The sequence below is a fragment of the Flavobacterium album genome (genome assembly GCF_003096035.1).
GTDB lineage: Bacteria > Bacteroidota > Bacteroidia > Flavobacteriales > Flavobacteriaceae > Flavobacterium > Flavobacterium album.
Map to the genome: position 1 here is coordinate 537,718 of NZ_CP029186.1, position 22,027 is coordinate 559,744.

Annotated in this window: 19 protein-coding genes; 15 read left to right on the plus strand and 4 right to left on the minus strand. The window is 44.2% G+C overall.

Going from position 1 to position 22,027, the window contains the following annotated elements:
• Nucleotides 1-141: 141 nt before the first annotated feature.
• The gene (locus HYN59_RS02385) at nucleotides 142-522 is read right to left on the minus strand and encodes an RNA recognition motif domain-containing protein (RefSeq protein WP_108776737.1); all 381 of its coding nucleotides are present in this window, start codon (nucleotides 520-522) and stop codon (nucleotides 142-144) included.
• 130 nt (nucleotides 523-652) lie between these two features.
• Nucleotides 653-1,126 carry a DUF6252 domain-containing protein gene (locus HYN59_RS02390; protein ID WP_108776738.1) on the minus strand — a complete coding sequence of 158 codons (474 nt, stop codon included), beginning with the start codon at nucleotides 1,124-1,126 and terminating at the stop codon, nucleotides 653-655.
• Nucleotides 1,127-1,356: 230 nt separating this feature from the next.
• Here HYN59_RS02390 and HYN59_RS02395 point away from each other — a divergent pair, with 230 nt between their 5' ends.
• The 15 genes from HYN59_RS02395 (at nucleotide 1,357) to HYN59_RS02470 (ending at nucleotide 20,446) form a co-directional block, all read left to right on the plus strand.
• Nucleotides 1,357-1,908 (plus strand): 30S ribosomal protein S16, encoded by a 552-nt coding sequence (locus HYN59_RS02395; RefSeq protein WP_108776739.1) that lies wholly within the window; start codon nucleotides 1,357-1,359, stop codon nucleotides 1,906-1,908.
• Nucleotides 1,909-1,921: 13 nt separating this feature from the next.
• Entirely contained in the window at nucleotides 1,922-2,452 is a 531-nt protein-coding gene (gene rimM, locus HYN59_RS02400) for a ribosome maturation factor RimM (protein ID WP_108776740.1), read from the plus strand.
• 113 nt (nucleotides 2,453-2,565) lie between these two features.
• The gene (locus HYN59_RS02405; protein ID WP_108776741.1) at nucleotides 2,566-3,273 is read left to right on the plus strand and encodes a tRNA1(Val) (adenine(37)-N6)-methyltransferase; all 708 of its coding nucleotides are present in this window, start codon (nucleotides 2,566-2,568) and stop codon (nucleotides 3,271-3,273) included.
• A 139-nt stretch (nucleotides 3,274-3,412) separates the two neighbouring features.
• Nucleotides 3,413-3,850 carry a hypothetical protein gene (locus HYN59_RS02410; protein WP_146185845.1) on the plus strand — a complete coding sequence of 146 codons (438 nt, stop codon included), beginning with the start codon at nucleotides 3,413-3,415 and terminating at the stop codon, nucleotides 3,848-3,850.
• 155 nt (nucleotides 3,851-4,005) lie between these two features.
• Nucleotides 4,006-5,088, plus strand: a complete 1,083-nt coding sequence (locus HYN59_RS02415) for an efflux RND transporter periplasmic adaptor subunit (RefSeq protein WP_108776743.1) — start codon at nucleotides 4,006-4,008, stop codon at nucleotides 5,086-5,088.
• Nucleotides 5,089-5,113: 25 nt separating this feature from the next.
• Complete coding sequence (locus HYN59_RS02420; RefSeq protein ID WP_108776744.1) at nucleotides 5,114-8,317, plus strand: efflux RND transporter permease subunit; 3,204 nt, start codon at nucleotides 5,114-5,116, stop codon at nucleotides 8,315-8,317.
• 1 nt (nucleotide 8,318) lies between these two features.
• A complete protein-coding gene (locus HYN59_RS02425) occupies nucleotides 8,319-9,755 on the plus strand; it encodes a TolC family protein (RefSeq protein ID WP_108779620.1) in 1,437 nt (478 codons plus the stop codon).
• A gap of 27 nt (nucleotides 9,756-9,782) precedes the next feature.
• The gene (locus HYN59_RS02430) at nucleotides 9,783-10,520 is read left to right on the plus strand and encodes a hypothetical protein (protein ID WP_108776745.1); all 738 of its coding nucleotides are present in this window, start codon (nucleotides 9,783-9,785) and stop codon (nucleotides 10,518-10,520) included.
• 97 nt (nucleotides 10,521-10,617) lie between these two features.
• Nucleotides 10,618-11,796, plus strand: a complete 1,179-nt coding sequence (locus tag HYN59_RS02435) for an acyl-CoA dehydrogenase family protein (protein ID WP_108776746.1) — start codon at nucleotides 10,618-10,620, stop codon at nucleotides 11,794-11,796.
• Between the two features lie 346 nt (nucleotides 11,797-12,142).
• Nucleotides 12,143-12,928: a DUF3050 domain-containing protein gene (locus HYN59_RS02445; protein WP_108776748.1), complete on the plus strand. Its 786-nt coding sequence runs from the start codon at nucleotides 12,143-12,145 to the stop codon at nucleotides 12,926-12,928.
• 109 nt (nucleotides 12,929-13,037) lie between these two features.
• Nucleotides 13,038-14,819 (plus strand): hypothetical protein, encoded by a 1,782-nt coding sequence (locus tag HYN59_RS02450; protein ID WP_108776749.1) that lies wholly within the window; start codon nucleotides 13,038-13,040, stop codon nucleotides 14,817-14,819.
• A gap of 182 nt (nucleotides 14,820-15,001) precedes the next feature.
• Nucleotides 15,002-17,038, plus strand: coding sequence for a M43 family zinc metalloprotease (locus HYN59_RS02455; RefSeq protein WP_108776750.1), 2,037 nt, complete (start codon nucleotides 15,002-15,004; stop codon nucleotides 17,036-17,038).
• Between the two features lie 135 nt (nucleotides 17,039-17,173).
• Entirely contained in the window at nucleotides 17,174-18,202 is a 1,029-nt protein-coding gene (locus tag HYN59_RS02460) for a sensor histidine kinase (RefSeq protein ID WP_108776751.1), read from the plus strand.
• The gene (locus HYN59_RS02465) at nucleotides 18,199-18,879 is read left to right on the plus strand and encodes a LytR/AlgR family response regulator transcription factor (RefSeq protein ID WP_108776752.1); all 681 of its coding nucleotides are present in this window, start codon (nucleotides 18,199-18,201) and stop codon (nucleotides 18,877-18,879) included. Before HYN59_RS02460 ends, HYN59_RS02465 begins: the two co-directional genes overlap by 4 nt.
• A gap of 187 nt (nucleotides 18,880-19,066) precedes the next feature.
• Nucleotides 19,067-20,446, plus strand: coding sequence for a T9SS type A sorting domain-containing protein (locus HYN59_RS02470; RefSeq protein ID WP_108776753.1), 1,380 nt, complete (start codon nucleotides 19,067-19,069; stop codon nucleotides 20,444-20,446).
• 73 nt (nucleotides 20,447-20,519) lie between these two features.
• Here the strand turns inward: HYN59_RS02470 and HYN59_RS02475 are convergent, their stop codons facing one another.
• Together HYN59_RS02475 and HYN59_RS02480 are read right to left on the minus strand one after the other, a co-directional pair.
• A complete protein-coding gene (locus tag HYN59_RS02475; protein WP_108776754.1) occupies nucleotides 20,520-20,846 on the minus strand; it encodes a 2Fe-2S iron-sulfur cluster-binding family protein in 327 nt (108 codons plus the stop codon).
• Nucleotides 20,847-20,939: 93 nt separating this feature from the next.
• Nucleotides 20,940-21,992, minus strand: a complete 1,053-nt coding sequence (locus tag HYN59_RS02480; RefSeq protein ID WP_108776755.1) for an NAD(P)/FAD-dependent oxidoreductase — start codon at nucleotides 21,990-21,992, stop codon at nucleotides 20,940-20,942.
• Nucleotides 21,993-22,027 lie beyond the last annotated feature (35 nt).

Sequence of the window (22,027 nt, forward strand, 5' to 3'; positions counted from 1 at the left end):
AAACCTTCTTCAAAGAAGGGGAGCACCCAGATGTGCTAAAGGCCAACTGTCAGGCTGAGTGAAGCTGCCCCTCCTCCGGCGTAAGGCAAAACAAAAAAACCACCCCGAAGGATGGTTTTTGTATATGCTTTATACTAATGACTAGTAGCTGCCTCCGCGGTTGTATCCGCCACGGTCTCCGCCGCCACGGTTATATCCGCCGCCGCCGCCACGGTTATTGTCCCTGTTGAAACCACCGCCGCCTGGACGGTTGTTGTTAAAGCTCCTTCTCTCACCTTCCGGTCTTGGCTCTGATTTGTTAACCACGATTGCCCTTCCGGATACGGTTGCACCATTCAGCTCATCAATAGCTTTTTGGGCTTCTTCTTCGTTTGGCATCTCAACGAAGCCAAAACCTTTACTCCTGCCGGTAAATTTATCTGTAATGATCTTTACAGAATCTACCGATCCATAAGCCTCAAAAGACTCTCTTAAATCTGCCTCCTCAATGCTGAATGGAAGGCTTCCAACGAATATGTTCATAAAAAATTAATTAATTTATTTTATTTTGCGGCTTTGTACCGTTTACAAATATAACCTTATTTCGTTATAAATAACCGTATTATTTTTTTTTAATAAAATTTTAATATAACGATTAACGGCAAATGTATGTTTAAGGAGCCGCAGTAATGGGAACCCTGAAGAATACGCCCTGCTGGAAATTCACTACATTACCATCCTCATCTTCTGCATTAAAGTAGAATTTTCCTGTAACATACCCGGCAGCCACATTGGTTTCCCTTGGATCTGCACTTATAGTTATCTGCCCGTCGCCAATGCCTGCACCTGCAGTATAAGACATATCAATATCATCTACAAATAAGGTATAAGAAGCCTTGCTTGTATTACCCACCCCGAACGTATACACACCCGGATCTATACTCTGCGTTTTCAGCGTTATGGTCTCAAACCCATTCGTCGCAGATACAGTAAGGGAATTATCTGTTCCCTTAACAGCTGTAAACTCGGTAGCTTTCCATAACTCATTATCTTTAAGTCCCTGCACGGCGGGATTGTTAAATTTCACGTCTTCTTCACATGAGGTTAAAACAGCCAGCAGCACTATAAGCGATAAAATCTTTTTCATTATTAAATAGTTAGAAGGGGTAACTCAAATTTTACAACGACAAAAATAGTTTTTTATAGAATATATCCTAATCAAAATGGAAGAAATCATAATAATTTTTTAATATTTTTAAATCCACACCTCGCAAATATTCAAAAAAACAGGTATATATAGTATTTGAAGACTAAAGTTTATTATCTTTGCGCCCTTATTAACGGAGGTCGGGTACCTCAAAATTTAATCTAAAGATTATGCCTGTAAAAATCAGACTACAAAGACACGGTAAAAAAGGTAAACCATTTTACTGGGTAGTAGCAGCGGACAGCCGCTCTAAAAGGGACGGTAAATTCCTTGAAAAACTAGGAACTTACAATCCAAACACCAACCCTGCAACTATTGAGCTTAACCTTGACACCACTGTAGAGTGGCTATGGAACGGTGCACAGCCAACGGATACTGCAAGGGCAATCCTTTCTTATAAAGGAGCACTATTGAAGCACCACCTTGAGGGAGGCGTTCGCAAAGGCGCGCTTACCCAGGAGCAGGCTGACGAGAAACTAGCAAAATGGCTTGATGAGAAATCAGGAAAAGTTGATGCTAAAAAAGACGGACTTTCTAAAGCTGACGCTGATGCTAAGGCAAAAGCGCTTGCTGCTGAGAAAAAAGTAAATGAAGAGCGTATCGCTGCAGCTAAACAAGCTGAGGCAGATGCAGCAAAAGCAAACGAGCCTGTAGCAGAAGAAGCTGAGGAAACTGCTGCTGAAGCATCTTCAGAAGGAAACACAGAAGAAACCCAGGCTTAATTTTACCGGCGCAATGCGTAAAGAAGATTGTTTCTATTTAGGCAAGATCGCCAAAAAATTCAGTTACAAGGGAGAAGTGCTGGCCTGGCTGGACACGGACGACCCGGGTCTCTATCAAAATATGGAATCAGTGTTCGTTGAATTCAACGGACACCTGGTTCCATTTTTTATTGAAAGCAGCTCGCTGCACAAAAATGATTTCCTCCGCATCCGTTTTGAGGACATCACCAATGAAGATGAAGCCGACAAAATTATGGGCTGCGCGATATACTTACCGCTATCCATGCTGCCGAAACTGGAAGGCAACAAATTCTATTTCCACGAGATCATAGGCTTTACTGCCGAAGACCAAAGGCTTGGCGATATCGGCACTATAGTTGGCGTGAACGACACTTCATCACAAGCACTTTTTGAAATCAAAAAAGGCGACATCGAAATACTTGTCCCGATGATCGACCACTTCATAGTGAAAGTCGACAGGGAAAACAAAAAGATCATCCTTGACACCCCGGAAGGGCTGGTGGACTTGTACCTTAATAGTTAATAGTTTTTGTCGGAAGTCCGAAGTCTGAGGTCGGATGTAAAATACCGGCTTCATACTAGTAATACTGCATCGGACTTCAGACCTCCGACTTCGAACTTTTAATAAACAAAAAAATGTTCTCCTTCAAGCAATTCAACATACAGCAGGACAAGTGCGCCATGAAAGTGGGCACTGATGGCGTATTGCTTGGCGCGTGGGCTCCGCTGGATCACAACCCCTACTCTATCCTTGATATTGGCGCGGGCACAGGGCTTATTGCCCTTATGCTGGCACAGCGCAGCAATGCCGAACAGATAGACGCGCTTGAAATTGACGATGATGCTTATGAGCAGGCTGTAGATAACTTTGAAAGCTCTCCTTGGGGCGACAGGCTGTTTTGCTATCATGCCGGCCTGGACGAATTTATGGAAGAGCCGGAAGACGAGTACGACCTCATAGTCTCAAACCCTCCTTTTTATACCGAAGACTATACCAGCGGCAATGAACAACGCGATACGGCACGGTTTGCATCCTCACTCCCTTTTGAAGACCTGGTCGAAGCTGCCTCTTTATTATTATCGGATAACGGTGTTTTTGCAGTGATCCTCCCTTTTAAGGAAGAGGAAAAGTTTTTGGCGCTGGCCAAAGAGAATGGATTGTATCCGGTAAAGATTACCCACGTAAAAGGAACGCCAACCACCGAAACCAAACGCACCCTGATGGCCTTTTCGAGGCAGGAAAATACACCTCCTGATATTGATGAGCTCGTTATTGAGACCGAACGCCATAAATACACCCCCGCGTATATTGCTCTTACTCAGGATTTTTACTTAAAAATGTAAAATAGGCTGTAAATAATCTTCTTAAATGAAGAAAACATAAAATAATTACCTGAACTCTAACGTTTTCGAAGATACTGCATGAATTTTTACTGTTAAACATTTGTTTACAAACATTGCTTTTTATAATTTTGTCCACAATATGAAGAAGTTCCTGATTCAATCTTACTTATGGCTTTCTGTTCTCTTTTTAGGAGGACATGCAGAGGCATTTGCGAAGCAGGATGCTTTTTTGCAAAACACACCAAAAAATTCTGCGGGAAAAGAGCTTGACAGTTTTCACTCTACATCGATCGAAAACTATGCGGCGCTCATCAACTACGCTACCCTGCATTTTGAAAAGCAAAATGACAAGATAGAATCTTTTGACAACGAGGAAGAGGAAGAAGAACTTTCGATCTCCAGGCTTCCGTTCTACAAAAAATATATCGAGCTTAATAAGCAATTTTCAACGCCTTATTACGCGAACACCCCCGAACTTAGTTACCAAAGCCTTAAAAAAAGCGTGCCCACAAGCAGGCCTTTTTTGCATTATACCCCACAAAGGCGGTACATTATGTTCAGGGTGATCAGGATATGATGTAACTCCGGGCATTCTGTTGCCTAAATCTTCACACTTTTACTATGCTGATTATCGTGGTGTTAGCCATCGAAATATGCATTCGTATTGTTCACACAATACTTTTTTTCCGAAACTCAAAACCAAAATAGCGTTCCGCTTAAAAGCAATTAACAATGAAAAGAATCATCGTAATGATGGGCTTGTGTGCAGTATTGTTCACAAGTTGCCAGTCTAAAGAAGAGACAAAAGAAGAAGAAACAGAATTCCTTGTGACCAATCCTGTTCAAAAGGACACCCTGATCACCAAAGATTATGTAGCCCAGGTGCGCTCCATCCAGCACATTGAGCTAAGGGCACAGGAAAGAGGTTACCTGGAAAAAATTTATGTGGATGAAGGCCAGGCTGTAAAGAAAGGCACGCTGCTTTTCCGTATCATGCCAAACCTTTATGAAGCCGAAATGCAGCGTGCACAGGCAGAAGCCAACTTCGCTGAGATTGAATACCAAAACACCAAAAGGCTGGCCGACAGCAAAGTTGTAGCCCCTAACGAATTGGCCATGGCCAAAGCAAAACTGGATAAGGCCAAAGCCGAGCTTTCGCTTACCAAAGTACACTTACAGTTCACCGAGATCCGCGCCCCTTTTGATGGGATCATCGACCGTTTCCACGTAAGGCTTGGAAGCCTTGTTGATGAAGGCGACCTGCTTACCGAACTTTCGGACAACAGCAAAATGTGGGTTTACTACAACGTACCTGAAGCCGAATACCTTGCCTACAAAGAAAAGCTGAAAAACACCAATGAAAAACCGCATGTAGGCCTGTTAATGGCTAATGGTGAGTTATTCGATTATCCGGGTGTGGTGGAAACCATTGAGGCCGACTTTAACAACGAGACCGGTAACATTGCGTTCAGGGCTACATTCCCGAACCCTAAAGGGTTATTAAGGCATGGAGAGACCGGTAACGTGCGTATGACAGAGCCGTACAAGAACGCGCTTATGATCCCGCAGAAAGCTACTTTTGAAGTACTTGAGAAAAAATATGTATTTGTGATCGACAAGAACAATGAAGTAAAATCGAGGGAAATTACCATTGCTGCAGAATTGCCGCACATATTCATCGTAAAAGAAGGCCTTACTACAGGCGACAAAATACTTCTTGAAGGCCTTCGCCTTGTAAAAGAAAACGAAAAAATTAAGTACAAGTTAGAGAAACCGGAATATGTGCTTTCTCACCTTGAGCTATACGCTGAATAATTGAACAACTTAAAAAGAAAAAAACATGTTTAGTAAATTCATACAAAGGCCCGTCTTTGCGATTGTGATCTCGATCATGATCGTTTTCATGGGATCGTTGTCAATTATGCAGCTGCCAACATCGCAATTTCCAGAAATTGCGCCGACAACTGTGAATATCTTTATCGCCTATCCGGGCGCGAGTGCCGACGTATTGGTTAAATCGACCCTTATTACGTTGGAAAATGCCATCAACGGTGTGCAGGATGCACGTTATGTAGCCACCGATGCGACCAGTGCCGGTGAAGCAACACTAAGGATCATCTTTGAACCGGGCACCGACCCTAACCAGGCGGTTATCAGGGTTAAGACCAGGGTTGACCAGGTTATGCCGCTGTTACCGGAACTTGTACAGCGGGAAGGGGTTGTTATCACCCCTATCCAGCCGAGTATGTTGATGTATGTGAACCTGTACGCGAAGAATAAGACCATGGATGAAAAATTCCTGTACAATTATGCGAGCGTAAAAATGATCCCTGAGATCAACAGGATCAAGGGTGTGGGACGTACACAGATATTGGGTAGCCGTACTTACGCAATGCGTATCTGGCTGAACCCTGAGCGTATGAGGGCATACAATATCTCTGTAGACGAGGTGATGAAGGCGCTGGGCGAGCAGAGTATCGTAGGGCGTCCGGGACGTATCGGGCAGAGCTCAGGTATCCAGGCTCAGTCGCTTGAATATGTACTGACATATAAAGGCCGTTTCAGTGAGCCTTCGGAATATGAGAATGTTATTATCCGTGCCAATGCCGGTGGTGAAGCCATCCGCCTGAAAGACATTGGCCGTGCCGAGCTGGGCAGTGAATTCTTCGATATCTACTCGAACCTTGACGGGCACCCTTCGGCATCCATCGTATTGAAACAGAATTACGGTAGTAACGCGAGTGATGTAATCAAGAACGTGAAATTGAAACTGGAGGAAATGAGGCAAACCTTCCCTCCGGGAATGGACTATAAGATCAGTTATGACGTATCGCAGTTCCTTGATGCATCGATCGAACAGGTAGTGCATACACTAAGGGATGCGTTCATCCTTGTGGCTATCGTGGTATTCATCTTCCTTGGCGACTGGCGTTCTACCCTGATCCCGATCCTTGCTGTGCCGGTATCCCTCATCGGGGCATTCTTTGCCATTCAGATGTTCGGCCTTTCCATCAATCTGGTAACGCTGTTTGCACTTGTACTCGCTATTGGTATCGTTGTGGATGACGCGATTGTCGTCGTCGAGGCGGTGCATGCCAAGTTTGAGGAATTCCCGCATATATCGCCATATCTTGCCGTGAAAAAAGTATTGGGTGAGATCACCGGGGCGATCATCGCGATCACTGCGGTAATGGTGTCGGTATTCCTTCCTATATCGTTCATGTCGGGCCCTGTAGGTACATTCTACCGCCAGTTCTCTATTACCATGGCGAGCTCGATCGTAATTTCGGCTATTGTGGCGCTTACGCTGACACCTGTATTGTGTGCCATGCTTTTGAAAAACCACCATGGCCATGAAAAGAAAAAGAACATCCTTACCAAAGGCCTTGACAGCTTTAACCGCGGCTTTGATAAAATGACCGGTAAATATGTAGGCTTGCTGCGTAATATTGTTAGCAGGAGATTGGTTACCTTCGTAGTACTTATCGCGTTTTGTGCCGGTACCTTCTATGTGAACAAGATACTTCCGGGAGGCTTTATCCCGATTGAAGACCAGGGTACCATCTATGCGATCATCCAGACACCTCCGGGCTCTACGCTTGAAACCACAAACCAGGTTTCGCAAAGGCTTCAGAAAATATGTGAAGAGGTAGATGGTGTAGAATCGGTTTCATCGCTTGCAGGTTATGAGATCATGACCGAAGGCCGCGGATCCAACGCCGGTACCTGTCTTATCAACCTTAAGCCTTGGCATGACAGGAAACATAAAGTTACCGAGATCATGGAAGAGCTGGAAGGCAAGACCAGGAACCTTGGGGCAAAAATTGAGTTCTTCGAGCCGCCGGCCATCCCGGGTTTCGGTTCTTCGGGAGGTTTCTCAATGCGTTTGCTTGACAAAAATACGACTACCGATTACCAGGATTTCGACAAAGTGAACAAGCAGTTTATGGATGAGCTAGGCAAGCGTAAAGAGCTTACCGGTTTATTTACCTTCTTCGCGGCCAACTATCCGCAGTATGAATTGGTGATAGACAACAACCTTGCGATGCAGAAAGGCGTATCTATCGGTGAAGCGATGGAAAACCTTAACATCATGGTAGGTAGTACTTACGAACAGGGCTTCATTAAGTTCAACCGTTTCTTTAAGGTATATGTACAGTCCGACCCTAAATTCAGGAGGCTTCCATCAGACATCCTTAATATGTTCGTGAAAAATGATAAAGGCGAAATGGTACCTTACTCTGCTTTCATGAAGCTTGTAAAAGGACAGGGGCCGAATGAGATTACCCGTTATAACATGTACAACTCTGCAGCGATCCAGGGGCTTCCTGCCAAAGGCTACACTACGGCCGATGCCATCGCCGCCGTTAAGGAAGTTGCCGAAAAGCTGCCGAAGGGCTACGGTATTGCATGGGAAGGCCTTTCGTATGACGAGGCCAACAGGGGTAACGAATCGGTTTACATCTTCCTTATCGTACTGGCGTTCGTATACTTTGTGCTTGCTGCGCAGTATGAAAGCTTCATCATCCCGCTTGCGGTTGTGTTCTCGCTTCCGGTAGGGGTTTTCGGAACATTCCTTATGCTTAAGCTAATGGGACTTGAAAACAACATCTATGCACAGATCGGGCTTATCATGCTCGTCGGGCTCTTGGGTAAGAACGCAGTATTGATCGTAGAGTTTGCCGTCCAGAAGCGACACGAAGGCTTTACGATATTTGAAGCAGCCATTGAAGGTGCCAAGGTGCGTTTCCGTCCGATCCTGATGACCTCATTCGCGTTCATCGCAGGTTTGATCCCGCTGATCATCGCCACAGGTGCAGGTGCTATCGGTAACAAGACTATTGGTGGCGCTGCACTGGGAGGTATGCTTTTCGGAACCGTATTCGGAGTAATTATCGTACCTGGATTATATTACATCTTTGGTTCCATGGCAGACGGACGGAAACTGATCAAGTTTGAAGACGAAAGTTCCTTATCCGACTCGCTTGCCCACCAGGTAGATAATTTCGCTACAAATAATGATGAAACTAATGAAACCAAATAGTATGGTTAAGAAGATAATATACAGAGGCCTCGTCGTAGCCGCAGTTGCGATAGCCTTTACAGCATGTAAACTCCCGGGCGTAGTGCAGCGGGATGAGAACAGGAACGTTCCGGCCGCCTATGCGACCGGCATGTCGCAGGATACTACAAATACCGCCCAGATGAAATGGAAGCAGTATTTTACCGACCCGAACCTTGTGTCCCTTATTGATACGGCCCTGCAAAACAACCAGGAGCTGAATATCACGATGCAGGAAATACAGATCGCCAAGAACGAGATACGTGCCCGTAAAGGGGAGTACCTTCCGTTCGTAGGGCTGGGTGCCGGTGCAGGCGTAGACAAAGTAGGCCGGTACACCAATATTGGTGCACTGGAGGCTACGACCGACATCACGCCGGGCAAGGAAATGCCGGAGCCGCTGCAGGACTACAGGTTTGGCGCTACCGCATCATGGGAGATCGATATCTGGAATAAATTGCATAATGCTAAAAAGGCAGCCGTGAACAGGTACCTTTCTACTGTAGAAGGCAAGAACTTTATGGTGACCAACCTTATCGGTGAGATTGCTGCTACCTATTATGAGCTGCTTGCGCTGGATAACCAGCTGGCTATTGTAAAGCAGAACATTGAGATACAGACGAATGCTTTGGAAATCGTGAAGCTGCAAAAACAGTCGGCCCGTGTTACCGAGCTTGCCGTGCGCAGGTTCCAGGCACAGGTGCTTAACACACAAAGCCTTCAGTACGACATACAGCAGAAGATCGTGGAGACCGAGAACAGGATAAACTTTCTTGTGGGCCGTTTCCCGCAGCCGGTACAGCGCAGCAACCAGGCTTTTACCGACCTTGTGCCACAGATAGTACAGTCAGGTATCCCTTCGCAGATGCTGGCTAACCGCCCTGATATCCGTCAGGCAGAGCTTGACCTTATGGCAGCTAAACTCGATGTAAAAGTGGCTAAGGCACGCTTCTACCCGCAGCTTGGCATTTCGGCAGGCATAGGCTACCAGGCGTTTGACCCGTCGTACCTTATAAAACCGAAATCATTGCTGTATACCCTCGCGGGCGACCTTACCGCACCGCTCATCAACAGGAATGCGATAAAGGCGGCTTACTACAGCGCTAACTCGAAACAGATACAAGCCGTTATCAACTACGAGCGTACGATACTTGAAGCGTATATCCAGATAGCCAACCAGGTTTCGAGAATAAGCAACCTGCAAAAAAGCTACGACCTGAAAGCACAGGAAGTGGACGCATTGAACCAGTCGATCACGATATCGAACGACCTTTTCCAATCGGCACGTGCAGATTATATGGAAGTACTACTGACCCAGCGTGATGCGCTTGAGTCGAAATTTGACCTTATTGAAACAAGGCTTCAGCAGATGAATGCCACAGTTACCATCTATCGTTCTCTTGGCGGCGGATGGAATTAAGATGCTTTGTTTATTAATTGGTTTGGTTTGAGTGAAAGTCCCGGTGTAAAAGCCGGGCTTTCTTTTTTTAAATTAAATACTGTTGTTAATCCGGTATTTAGTATTTTTGGACAGCCATTTATTATGACACGACATTTTATCACATTACTACTGCTGTTGCTTTTGCTGTCCTGCAGCAACAAACCTGATATTGTATTGCAGTATCAATTTAGCGAACATATTATTGACTATGACGGAAGCGATAAATATGATACCAGGATAGGTTACCGTGAATTTTTTCCTGAATTTGCAGTAATGAATTACGAGGTGGCACATGCAGATTTTGTGGCAACAGACAGCACAGTAAATGTTTGGAAAGATGGCAAACTGGTTAAAAGATATAATGATTTCAGTTATACCCACGGCTATGGGCTAAAAAAATATAAAGTTTCAGATTTTATTTATGATAGTTATGGGCCGGAGGTTATTAGCCATTGCAGTTGTTGGCCAAAAGATAAGCCAAGGGGATCTTGGGAAATATCAATTGGGAATTATGAATACTCAGTTTTCGAGGAAAATGGGAAAAATTTTGTCGCCATTTGCGATAAAGATAAAATGCAGGTTTTGCCATTAAGAGATGTGGAAAACAGTATTGGGCCGCCAATTATCAATTTTCATTATTTCTATTATGATAAATCGCCTGAAATGTTTGTTTACACTCCCATTGCCGATTATCGGGAAGCAAAAGCATATTGCCTTGATGTATATAGTGTAACAAAACCGTAACCTTTGCTTATATTTCATTTTCGATAGAATATCACACATTTTTTTATTGATTTGTTAGAATACTTCTTTACTTTTGCCCCTATTAAAACAAAACTACATGAAACCTGATCTTTTCCAGGCACCTGACTACTACCTGTTGGACGAGCTGCTGACAGATGAGCATAAAATGGTGCGCGATGCTGCCCGCGAGTGGGTTAAGCGTGAAGTTTCCCCGATAATAGAAGACTATGCCCAAAAAGCAGAATTCCCAACGCAGATCATAAAAGGCCTTGCCGATATTGGCGCTTTTGGCCCTTATATCCCTGAAGAGTATGGCGGCGCAGGCCTTGACCAGATCTCTTACGGGCTTATCATGCAGGAGATCGAAAGGGGCGACAGCGGCGTACGCTCTACCGCATCGGTACAATCGTCGCTGGTAATGTACCCTATATGGAAATATGGCAACGAGGAGCAGCGTATGAAATACCTGCCGAAACTTGCCTCAGGCGAATTCATGGGCTGTTTTGGCCTTACCGAGCCTGACTATGGCTCGAACCCAGGCGGGATGGTGACCAACTTTAAAGATAAAGGCGACCACTACCTGCTTAACGGTGCCAAAATGTGGATCTCTAATGCACCATTTGCCGACATAGCGGTAGTATGGGCGAAAGACGAGAGTGGCCGTATCCACGGGCTTATCGTAGAGCGTGGAATGGAAGGCTTTACTACTCCTGAAACACACAACAAATGGTCGCTAAGGGCATCTGCTACCGGCGAGCTTATATTTGACAATGTAAAGGTTCCGAAAGAGAACCTGCTTCCTAATAAATCGGGGCTTGGTGCGCCGCTTGGCTGCCTTGACTCGGCACGCTACGGTATTGCATGGGGCGCTATCGGCGCTGCAATGGACTGCTACGATACGGCGCTTCGCTACTCACAGGAGCGTATCCAGTTCGACAAGCCTATCGGGGCTACACAGCTGCAGCAAAAGAAACTGGCCGAAATGATTACCGAAATCACCAAAGCTCAGCTCCTTACCTGGAGGCTTGGCGTACTTCGCAATGAAGGCAAAGCCACTACAGCACAGATCTCTATGGCAAAGCGTAACAATGTTGATATGGCACTTACCATAGCTCGCGATGCGCGCCAGATGCTGGGCGGTATGGGTATTACCGGTGAATACTCTATCATGCGCCACATGATGAACCTTGAAAGTGTTGTAACTTATGAAGGTACACACGACATCCACTTACTTATTACAGGTATGGATGTTACTGGTTTTGCTGCGTTTAAATAAGAATAGATTATATAAAGAACATTTAGTTCCTAATTAATATACAGGCCCCAAAGGTTTAAAGCTTTTGGGGTCTTTTCATTTTCATTTACATAGCAAGTGGGAGCATGTATTTCATTTCGACCGAATGGAAAGCAAAATATGGCATATATGCAAAACTTTTCAACAATAACCTTTTCGTAGGGAAATCAGAATTAAAAAATCAGTTAAACGTTCAATATTTCTTAAAATACGGCGTTATATTTATAAATTCCAATAATAGTCAGGCACTATATTTGTATTGGTAAAAACAATTACAACGGTGTTCCTAATAAGAGCCTCTTTCATAATTTTGTAAAAAACTAATGCTATGAATATTTCTACGATCAACAACAGCATCCAGCCCCAAAGGGATCTGTTGTTACAGCATTCCTTATACACTAAGGTAAAAACTATTGACGATCTGAAGCATTTTCTTGAAGGGCATGTTCATGCAGTTTGGGATTTTATGTCGCTGCTTAAGGCGTTGCAGTCAAAGCTTACCTGCACCACTACCCCATGGCTGCCTGTAGGCAACCCCGAGATACGATACCTTATCAATGAGATCGTGCTTGCAGAGGAGACCGACATTAATGCCGAGGGGCAAAGGCAGAGCCATTATGAAATGTACCTGGATGCCATGAAGGCATGTGGCGCTGATACATCGGCCATAGAAGCCTTCCTTGATGATGTGGTGGAGACCCAGAATATTTTTGTATCCATCAAAAAAAGCGGGCTGCACGAAAACATAAAGGCATTTCTCGATTTCACGTTCAGGGTTATCGATAAAGGCCATCCTCATGAAATTGCAGCGGCATTTACCTTTGGCCGCGAAGACCTTATACCTTCAATGTTTACCGAGATACTGAAGAACTTCAGGGAAAGTTTCCCCGAAGCCAATCTTGATAAGCTCATTTATTACTTCGAGCGCCACATTGCCCTGGATGCCGATGAGCACGGGCCAATGGCAATGCAGATGGTTACTGAGCTGTGCGGCTCCGACTCAAGGAAATGGAAAGAGGTGGAAGAAGTATCGGTACAGGCGCTCGAAAAAAGGATCGCCCTGTGGGATGCGATCGAGGAAAATATACTCCAGCACGACCTCGCTTCGATATAAGTTAAAGTTGATCCCCGCCATTATAAGCGGGGATTTTTTATGCCTTGTTGTGTCGCGGTTAACATAATTTTAACTACATTGAGAGCTTATTAAATTAAAATCTATAAATATGTCATATCTAAACATTACTGTAGGAAACATTGCGGAATTAAAGAATTATCCTGTTGGTACAGATGAAATTACTGCTTTTGTTCAGGCATATACCAACAGAGGCGATGGAGGTGGTGGGACTTTCATTTTTAAACGTCCTTTATCAGGTATAGCGACAGATGACGGCGGCATCTTTATTGCGCCCACTACTCAAACCTCAGGTCATGAAGGTATGTGGATTCGGCAATTTACAGGGTTTATCGATGTTAGGTTTTATGGTGTAATGGGCGAGAATCCCAGTGTTGATGCTACAGATGGCTTTCAGGCAGCCATTAATTATGCTGCAAAAAGCACAGCGAATTATCCTGCCAACCCTTTCATTTACAATAAAAGCAACGTAGTCTTTGTACCTAATGGAGAGTATAAAGTGAAACAACTTACTTTAAAAACAGGTGTTACACTTATGGGTAGTTCCTCCGAGCATACTAAAATTGGAGTACATCCTGACTCAACAGCCGATTATTTAATACAGATGGCGCCAGGAGTTAACCGATCAGTTAATATTAGTGGAATTTGGTTTGTTGGAAATAGAGTGGCAAATTTTAACCCTCTTACAGGTAAGCTCATAGGTGGTTTGAATTTTACGGCCCAACTCGATGGCAATCCCGATAAAGTTTCAGGAGGACTTTGGGAATCTTCTATTAAAAATGTGCTAATTACAAATTTTACGCGACATTCTCTACTTTTTGGAGGTGGAGGGGATGAGATAGACTACCAATATAATCTCATGAACCAATTCATTACACTTGAAAACGTTTTTATAGAAGGAGTATCGGACCTTAAACCAGATTTTCCGACATTCGATATTCCAAATTCATTGCAAATTATAGGACAAAATGCACAATTCTCGTTTACTAATTGCAGAGTCGATAGTGGCCCATATAAAGTTGCAGCCGGAGTACCAAATTACACAATTAATGGCATCAATGTTTACATAGGCCCGCTACAGAATGGTATTGTAAGTCCATGTATAATTACTTTCAATACATGTACTTTTCAGTTTGGGGAACATGCGATATTCATACAGGATTCTAGTAATATTAAAATTGATGGTTGTTGGTTCGAAAACCTTAACAGAGCAATTGTAGCAAAGGGTTCTAGCATAGACAAAACCGCAAAAGCTATTAATATTCTCAATAATTATTTCCTTTATAGTGCAACACCATATAAAACCGTACCTAATTCAGGACGTGTTATTTTGGCCGAATTTGCACACGTTAATGTACATAATAATCAAGTCATGGATCCTCGCAACAATTCGGGACACACATACTTTGTATCTGTTGAAAATATAAATAATACAATAGGTATTAACGGAAGTGGAAATTATTTTAATAACGCACCAACTAATCTAGGGGATACACAAGGCATAAAGCGAAATATAGATATTTCAAATCTTACAACTACTGAAAACCTTGTTACTTCAAAAAATGACATTAATTTGATATCGTCGCGCATGGTTATATTAGCTACAGGTACGAGCCTAAAAATTGTAAACGAAATTAAATCTAACGCGGTAGGAGGTGAATTCATAATTATTCAGGCAGTAGGAGGTAATATAAAATTTACTGAACTCTATAACATAAGACTAGGCTTATTAGCTGGTGGAACTGGACAAATTACATTAAATAATGGGAGATTTGCACTTTTCGCAAAAATTGATGGATTCTACTATTCAAAATCCACACCTAACGGACCTAAAGATTTTTTTGATATTTACCAATTAATAAATATTAATTAACCGAGATATGGAAAACTAATCATGCTTAACTGTCTCTCTTATAGAGGTCAATTATTGATCACAAGCGTAAAGCCACTATATAATATAATCCCCTATGAAGGGGATTTTTTATGCCTTGTTGTGTCGCGGTTAACATAATTTTAACTACATTCGGCGCAATTATCAATCTCACCTATTATTAAATGAAATTAAACTTTACCATCAAAGCCGGTTTGCTCGGCCTGGCTTTCATTTCCCTCGGAGCCAACGCACAGACACATCCAGCCAAAAGGTTTGGAAAGCCAGTAGAATTTGCAAAATGCGGCGTTACGGAATACGAATCGCTTTTGCAGCGAAAAGATCCGCAAAGGGCGAACAAGCAACAGTTTGAACAATGGATAGCGCCAAAAGTTGCCGAAGCAAAAGCAAGGCGCCTGCAGAAAAGCGGGCAGAATACTAACACTGTTGTAACTATACCGGTGGTAGTACATGTAATACACAATGGAGACCCTGTTGGAACAAACGAAAATATTGCCGATGGACAAATCCTGTCACAGATTACAGTTCTTAACCAGGATTTCAGGAAAATGCTGAATACTCCCGGCTACAACGACAACCCTGTGGGAGCTGACCTTGAAATTGAATTCTGCATGGCGCAACGCGATCCGGCAGGACTCAATACATCGGGTATCATCCGTTATGAACTTGGCTCTGATGAAGGTTGGGATATGGAGGATGTCGAAGTCCTTAAAACCCAAACCCAATGGGACCCTACAAAATACCTTAACCTTTGGGTTGTGAATGAAATATATGTTGGAGGCTTTCTTCAGCTGGCGGGATATGCACAATTCCCCACCGACTCCGGACTGGATGGGCTTGACGACGGAACGCCTGTAACAGCCAATACCGACGGTGTTGTAATCGCTGCCAATTGCTTTGGCTCGGTAGACGTTTATCCCGGCGGAAATTATTTCCCGAATAAAGACAAAGGAAGGACAGCTTCGCACGAGATTGGGCACTTTTTTGGCCTTAGGCACATTTGGGGAGATGAAACAGATTGCATGGGCAACGACTTTTGCGACGATACCCCAGCAGCTGCTGATGCTAACCAGGGATGTCCTGATGCCGACTGGGATTCATGCCCTAACGATGCGGGCCACGATATGGTGCAGAATTATATGGACTATACCGACGATGCCTGCCTGAATATTTTTACACTGAACCAAAAAGACAGGATGATGGCCGTGCTGGCTAACTCACCAAGGAGGGCTTCGCTTACAACATCTAACGGCTGCGTACCGGGCGAGGTCTTCAACACTGACGGCTCTTTGAACATTCAGGGTGTGAATCCGGGGTGTGGCAGTACATTCGCTCCGCAGGTTGTGCTTAAAAACACAGGCAACACAACGTTGACTACCGCTGCCATTAATTATTACATTGATGCCCAGGCACCGGCAGTGTACAACTGGTCAGGAAGCCTTGCTAACGGACAGCAAACAACCATCCAGCTTCCTGAGTTTACTGTTGCACCGGGAAGCCATACTTTTAACGTTGCCATAGATTCGGCTAACGGTATTGACGACCAGGCGCCTGCAAACGACAACAAGTCGCAGGCATTTACCATTGTTGGAGCATACAACACTTCATCGGTTATAGTAACTATTATGACGGACGATTTTGGAGAAGAAACTATTTGGGCAGTAGTAGACGGCGATCAAAACCCAATCGCGGCGAATATCGATTTCAATACGGGCCAGTTTGACACTTATGGGCCTAATGAGCTTCACACTATAACGGTGCCGATTCCTGCAGACGGATGTTATTCATTTGGCGTATTTGACCTTCAGGGTGACGGAATGTGCTGCGAATATGGCGAGGGCTACTACAGGGTGGAAACAGCCGAGGGTATACTGATCGCTGAAGGCGGACAGTTCGGACAGCAGGAAACCAAAGATTTCAGGATTGACAGCAATCTTGGCCTTGGAGAAAAAGCAGAAGGGCTTAACCTCATCAGCCTGTACCCGAACCCTGCGAGCAGCCAGCTTACGATTGCTCTGCCACAGGCATTGGCGCTTCCTGATAGCTACACCATATACAACAGCCTTGGCCAGGTTATGGGCAATGGCAAATTTGCTTCGGCTACGCAACAGGTAAATGTTTCCGGCTATGCCAACGGTGTTTACTTCATCAAAATCGCTTCGGGCGAAAATTCACGAACACTACGATTCATTAAATCCTAGACATTAACAATTCTATTTAAATAGCCCCCGCCAATAAAGCGGGGGCTATTCATTTACCGCGGTAATAGACCGTTTTACCTCATAATTTCGCGTCAGCGGTATTTTCTCAGTAATTTTGGCGCAATATTTCCTGTAATGGCAAAAAAAACGCAAACCTACCTTCTTCATATACTGGGCAGTGTGCTCTTCCTGAGCATCCCGATACTGTCGTCACCGGATCGCGAATCGCCCGGCCTGTTTCACATAGCGCCTTTTCAGCGCGATTTTAGTACCTATGTATTGCTCCTTGCTTTTTTTTACGCAAACTACGTGTACTTTATCCCAAAGCTGTATTTCTCTAACCGACGGCTGCTTTTCTTTTTAGCAATTACAGGCTGTTATTTTACAATAGCATTGCTGCCATGCTTTGTTTTGGGCAACGGACGTATGCCCTCTGCTATGCCACAGCACGAATTTCACCACCGGGACTACGGACACCATTTTGTGCCTTTTTTCCGTGGCGGGTCGGTGTTCCAGTTCCTGCTTGTATTTTTCCTTTCTTTCTTTATGCGGGTAAGCCAGCGCCTGGCAACGATTCAAAGTGAAAAGCTAAAGACAGAGGTCTCTTACCTTAAAGCACAGATTAATCCACATTTCCTGTTCAATACATTAAACAGCCTGTATGCGCTGGCCCTTGAAAAATCGGATGCAGCACCTGAGGCTATACTGAAGCTCTCGGCCATGATGCGGTATGTGGTTACTGAAAGCAGCCGCGACATTGTACCGCTTGAAAGCGAGATAGGGTACCTGAAAAATTACATCAGCCTGCAACAGCTGCGTATGGACGGCGGCACGCCTTTTTCATTTATCATTACAGGCGATCTTACCGGCAAAAGGATATCGCCAATGCTGCTGATCCCATTTATAGAAAATGCCTTTAAGCACGGGCTGAATCCCGAGGAGGATACCTTTATAGCTATCGCTATCGACGTTACGGAAAAAGAACTGGAACTGAGCGTTAAGAACAACAAAGTAGCTGTAGCAATACCGCTTGAGGAAAAAAGCGAGCAGGGTATAGAAAATACCCGGCAAAGGCTGGAATATCTTTATCCGCAAAAGCACAAATTGGCTATATTTGATACTGATGCTTCCTTTGAGGTTAAACTAACACTTACATTGGCATGATAAAAGCCATAGCCATAGACGATGAGCCCCTGGCCCTTAAGGTCATAGAGCATTTTTGCAGGCAATCGGCAACTGTTGAGCTGGAAAAAACCTTTACCAATACGGCAGAAGCCTTAAAGTACCTGAATAAATTTCCGGTAGACCTCCTGTTTCTTGACATCCAGATGCCGGGAAAAAATGGGCTCGACTTTTACAGGCAGCTTGACAACGATATAATGGTAATATTTACCACAGCCTATAGCGAATATGCGGTAGAAGGTTTTAATGTGAATGCTGTTGATTATCTTCTGAAGCCTTTCTCGTTCGAGCGGTTTATGACAGCGACAGAGAAAGCCACAAAAGAACAGAAAGCAAGGCAAAACACAACAGAGCACAACCACCTCCTGATACGTGCCGATTACAAACTGCACCGTATAGAATTTAGTGATATACTGTTGGTAGAAGGGCTTGATGACTATATCCGGATCCACCTGAAAGGCAAAACTCCTATAACCACCCGGCTATCAATGAAAAGCATCCTTGAAAAACTGCCAGATTCAGAATTTTTAAGGGTACACAGGTCGTATATAGTCCCATTGAGAAAAATTAAAACAATTTACAATAAAACCATACAAATTGACGATTTCGTTATTCCTATCGGCGACACTTATAAAGACGAAATAAATAAACGCATTTAACATTTACTTAACGTTTACCGCTGCATTTAGTGTTTTTACCTACATTTTTTGCATTTCGCAGCACTTTGATTTACGTTTGTATACTGATAATCAGCTACTAATTTTAACGTTTTTTATTTGGAATAACACTGATTTTAAGTACCTTTCGAGACTTTTTTAAAACATTTTTATTACTTTTTACCCAAACATGAAAAAAACTATCTATAGTAAACTTGCTTTACTAGCCATCTTCCTTACATTGGGCTACACTGCTAATGCCCAAAAACAGGCAAGGGCATTTGGAAGGCCTGTAAAAGCAGCCCCAACCGAAAGCGGCCACATACGATGTGTATCAACAGAATACGAAGATTACCTGCAGGAAAAATTTGAAGACAGGGCTACAAAAGAACAATTTGAACAGTGGATTGCAGGAAAAATTGCTGAGGAAAAATTACACAGGCAGGCATCCCCAAGCAATGAAGCTATTGTAATCACGATACCTGTTGTTGTACACGTAATACACGACGGCGATAATGTAGGCTCAGGTGAAAACATTAAAGAAGGACAGGTACTTTCCCAGATCACGGTTCTTAACCAGGATTACAGGAAAATGGCCGGCACACCCGGATTCAACAGCGATGAGGTAGGCGCCGATGTCGAGATAGAATTCTGCCTTGCCAAAACAGCGCCCGATGGCACGCTTACCAATGGTATTGACAGGGTAAACCTTGGAGTGTCTCAATGGGGCAACGATGATATTGAGAACATCATGAAACCTGAAACAATATGGGATCCGACTAAATACTTTAACATCTGGGTATGCCGTTTTGGACTTGACCTTAGCGATGTACTGGGTTACGCGCAATTCCCTGCCGCATCTACCCTTCAGGGCCTTAGTGGACCTTATACCGCCAACACTGATGGCGTTGTGATTGGGTATCAAAATTTCGGGTCAAGGACTATTTTCCCTGGAGGCACTTATCAGACACCTTATGACAAAGGCCGTACTGCAACACACGAAATAGGCCACGCACTTGGCTTAAGGCATATTTGGGGCGATTATGATGGGTGTAGCTCTGCACCTCAAAACGGGGATTACTGTGCTGACACGCCAGTCTCTGAAACAGCAAATGACACATGTCCTGACGGTTTTGACTCCTGCCCATCGTTAGCCGGAGTGGATATGACCAATAACTATATGGACTATACCAGGGACAACTGCATGAACTTATTTACAGCTGACCAAAAAATAAGGATCAGGACGGTAATGCAAAACTCACCAAGAAGGGCTTCGCTCACTACCTCTACAGTATGCCAGCCACCTCTCGGAGTTCAGGATTTTGAATTGCTTAACGGTATAAACCTATATCCGAACCCTGCCCAGGATATCCTGAACATTGCAGTGGAAAATGGCGAACTGCCTGACAGCTTCACGATCTACAATAACCTTGGCCAAACGATTGCCACAGTAAAAGTAAGCAGCAACGCTAACCTTACTGTTAACACTTCTTCTTATAGCAATGGTATTTACTTTATCAAAATAGATAAAGGCAGCCAGTCTAAGAAACTGAAATTCGTTAAGAACTAACACTAACGAATACCATATACAAAAAGCGGGGCATTGATTGCCCCGCTTTTTTATTGATATAAATTCAAAATCCTTATTCCTCCGGTGCCAATTCCAGCGCTAATCCATCCAGCTCTTCCGTTATCGGTATCTGGCAGCCAAGGCGGCTGTTGGGCTTTACATTGTATGCTTCCGAAAGCATGGCCTCCTCGTCAGGGCCCATTTCGGGAAGGGCAACATCATTAAGGATATAGCACTGGCAGGAAGCGCACATGGCCATTCCGCCGCAGATGCCAATAGTGCCTTCGGGTGCCAACTCATAGGCCCTGCACACTTCCATGATGTTCATGGCCATATCGGTTGGAGCCTGCACTTCGTGTACAATGCCTTCGCGGTCGGTTATTTTTAGGGTTATTTCCATTTTCTTAGTTTGAATGTTGAATGTTTAAATGCTATAAAGTTTTTAAGCGTAACGATAAGACTTTTTAACTTTCAACATTATAACATTCAACTATTATTCTATTGCCTTGACTACCTGCTTCTCTGCTTCTTTTCTTGTACCATCAAAGCCGTCGACACCGCTTACGGTCGTGTATTTAAGGACATACTTCTTTCCGGGGTTCAGCTTGTTGTACACGCTCTGGCACATCAGTGTCGCCTCATGGAAGCCGCATAATATCAGCTTTAGTTTTCCGGGATAGGTATTGATGTCGCCTATCGCATAGATGCCCTCAATATTCGTTTGGTAATCCAGCGCGTTGTTTACCTTAATAGCGTTCTTTTCTATTTCAAGGCCCCAGTTGGCCAACGCGCCAAGTTTTGGCGTAAGCCCGAATAATGGTATAAAATAGTCGGTTTCTATCTTAGCGTGGGCACCATCTACCTCAACATCCAGCGCCTCCACTTTTTCGGAACCATATATACCGGTCACTTCGGCCGGAGTTATGAGGCGTATCTTGCCTGCTTTTTTCAGTTCCTGTACTTTCTCTACCGAGTCGAGCGCACCGCGGAACTCATTGCGCCTGTGCACGAGCGTAACCTCGGATGCTACATCGGCAAGGAAAACGCTCCAGTCCAGCGCGGAGTCGCCACCGCCTGCAATAACGATACGCTTGCCGCGGAAAAGTTCAGGGTCCTTAACAAAATACTCTACGCCCTTATCTTCGTAGAATGCAATATTTTCAATTAGTGGCTTACGGGGTTCAAAGCTGCCCAACCCACCGGCTATGGCAATGGCTTTGGCATGGTGCTCCGTACCTTTATTGGTAGTTACTAAAAAAGTTCCGTCTTCCAGTTTTTGTACTGTTTCGGCCTTTTCATTTAGTGTAAAGCCCGGCTGGAACTGCTTTATCTGCTCCATAAGGTTATCTACCAGGTCGCCCGCCAATACAGAAGGAAATCCGGGAATATCGAAGATCGGTTTTTTCGGGTAAAGTTCTGTAAGCTGCCCTCCCGGTTGCGGAAGGCCATCGATAATATGGCATTTCAGCTTGAGCAGCCCTGCTTCAAACACGGCAAAAAGCCCTGTAGGGCCCGCACCGATTATTAATATATCTGTTGTGATCATTATTAAGTTTTGGATATAAGCATTTCTAAAGCAAA

What these genes read in the sequence shown, in the direction of transcription:
- HYN59_RS02420 (WP_108776744.1), top strand. Translation starts at nt 5,114, where the DNA reads ATGTTTAGTAAATTCATACAAAGGCCCGTCTTTGCGATTGTGATCTCG.
- HYN59_RS02465 (WP_108776752.1), top strand. Translation starts at nt 18,199, where the DNA reads ATGATAAAAGCCATAGCCATAGACGATGAGCCCCTGGCCCTTAAGGTC.
- HYN59_RS02455 (WP_108776750.1), top strand. Translation starts at nt 15,002, where the DNA reads ATGAAATTAAACTTTACCATCAAAGCCGGTTTGCTCGGCCTGGCTTTC.
- HYN59_RS02450 (WP_108776749.1), top strand. Translation starts at nt 13,038, where the DNA reads ATGTCATATCTAAACATTACTGTAGGAAACATTGCGGAATTAAAGAAT.
- HYN59_RS02480 (WP_108776755.1), bottom strand. Translation starts at nt 21,992, where the DNA reads ATGATCACAACAGATATATTAATAATCGGTGCGGGCCCTACAGGGCTT.
- HYN59_RS02445 (WP_108776748.1), top strand. Translation starts at nt 12,143, where the DNA reads ATGAATATTTCTACGATCAACAACAGCATCCAGCCCCAAAGGGATCTG.
- HYN59_RS02460 (WP_108776751.1), top strand. Translation starts at nt 17,174, where the DNA reads ATGGCAAAAAAAACGCAAACCTACCTTCTTCATATACTGGGCAGTGTG.
- HYN59_RS02410 (WP_146185845.1), top strand. Translation starts at nt 3,413, where the DNA reads ATGAAGAAGTTCCTGATTCAATCTTACTTATGGCTTTCTGTTCTCTTT.
- rimM (WP_108776740.1), top strand. Translation starts at nt 1,922, where the DNA reads ATGCGTAAAGAAGATTGTTTCTATTTAGGCAAGATCGCCAAAAAATTC.
- HYN59_RS02470 (WP_108776753.1), top strand. Translation starts at nt 19,067, where the DNA reads ATGAAAAAAACTATCTATAGTAAACTTGCTTTACTAGCCATCTTCCTT.
- HYN59_RS02385 (WP_108776737.1), bottom strand. Translation starts at nt 522, where the DNA reads ATGAACATATTCGTTGGAAGCCTTCCATTCAGCATTGAGGAGGCAGAT.
- HYN59_RS02425 (WP_108779620.1), top strand. Translation starts at nt 8,319, where the DNA reads ATGGTTAAGAAGATAATATACAGAGGCCTCGTCGTAGCCGCAGTTGCG.
- HYN59_RS02405 (WP_108776741.1), top strand. Translation starts at nt 2,566, where the DNA reads ATGTTCTCCTTCAAGCAATTCAACATACAGCAGGACAAGTGCGCCATG.
- HYN59_RS02390 (WP_108776738.1), bottom strand. Translation starts at nt 1,126, where the DNA reads ATGAAAAAGATTTTATCGCTTATAGTGCTGCTGGCTGTTTTAACCTCA.
- HYN59_RS02435 (WP_108776746.1), top strand. Translation starts at nt 10,618, where the DNA reads ATGAAACCTGATCTTTTCCAGGCACCTGACTACTACCTGTTGGACGAG.
- HYN59_RS02395 (WP_108776739.1), top strand. Translation starts at nt 1,357, where the DNA reads ATGCCTGTAAAAATCAGACTACAAAGACACGGTAAAAAAGGTAAACCA.
- HYN59_RS02475 (WP_108776754.1), bottom strand. Translation starts at nt 20,846, where the DNA reads ATGGAAATAACCCTAAAAATAACCGACCGCGAAGGCATTGTACACGAA.
- HYN59_RS02415 (WP_108776743.1), top strand. Translation starts at nt 4,006, where the DNA reads ATGAAAAGAATCATCGTAATGATGGGCTTGTGTGCAGTATTGTTCACA.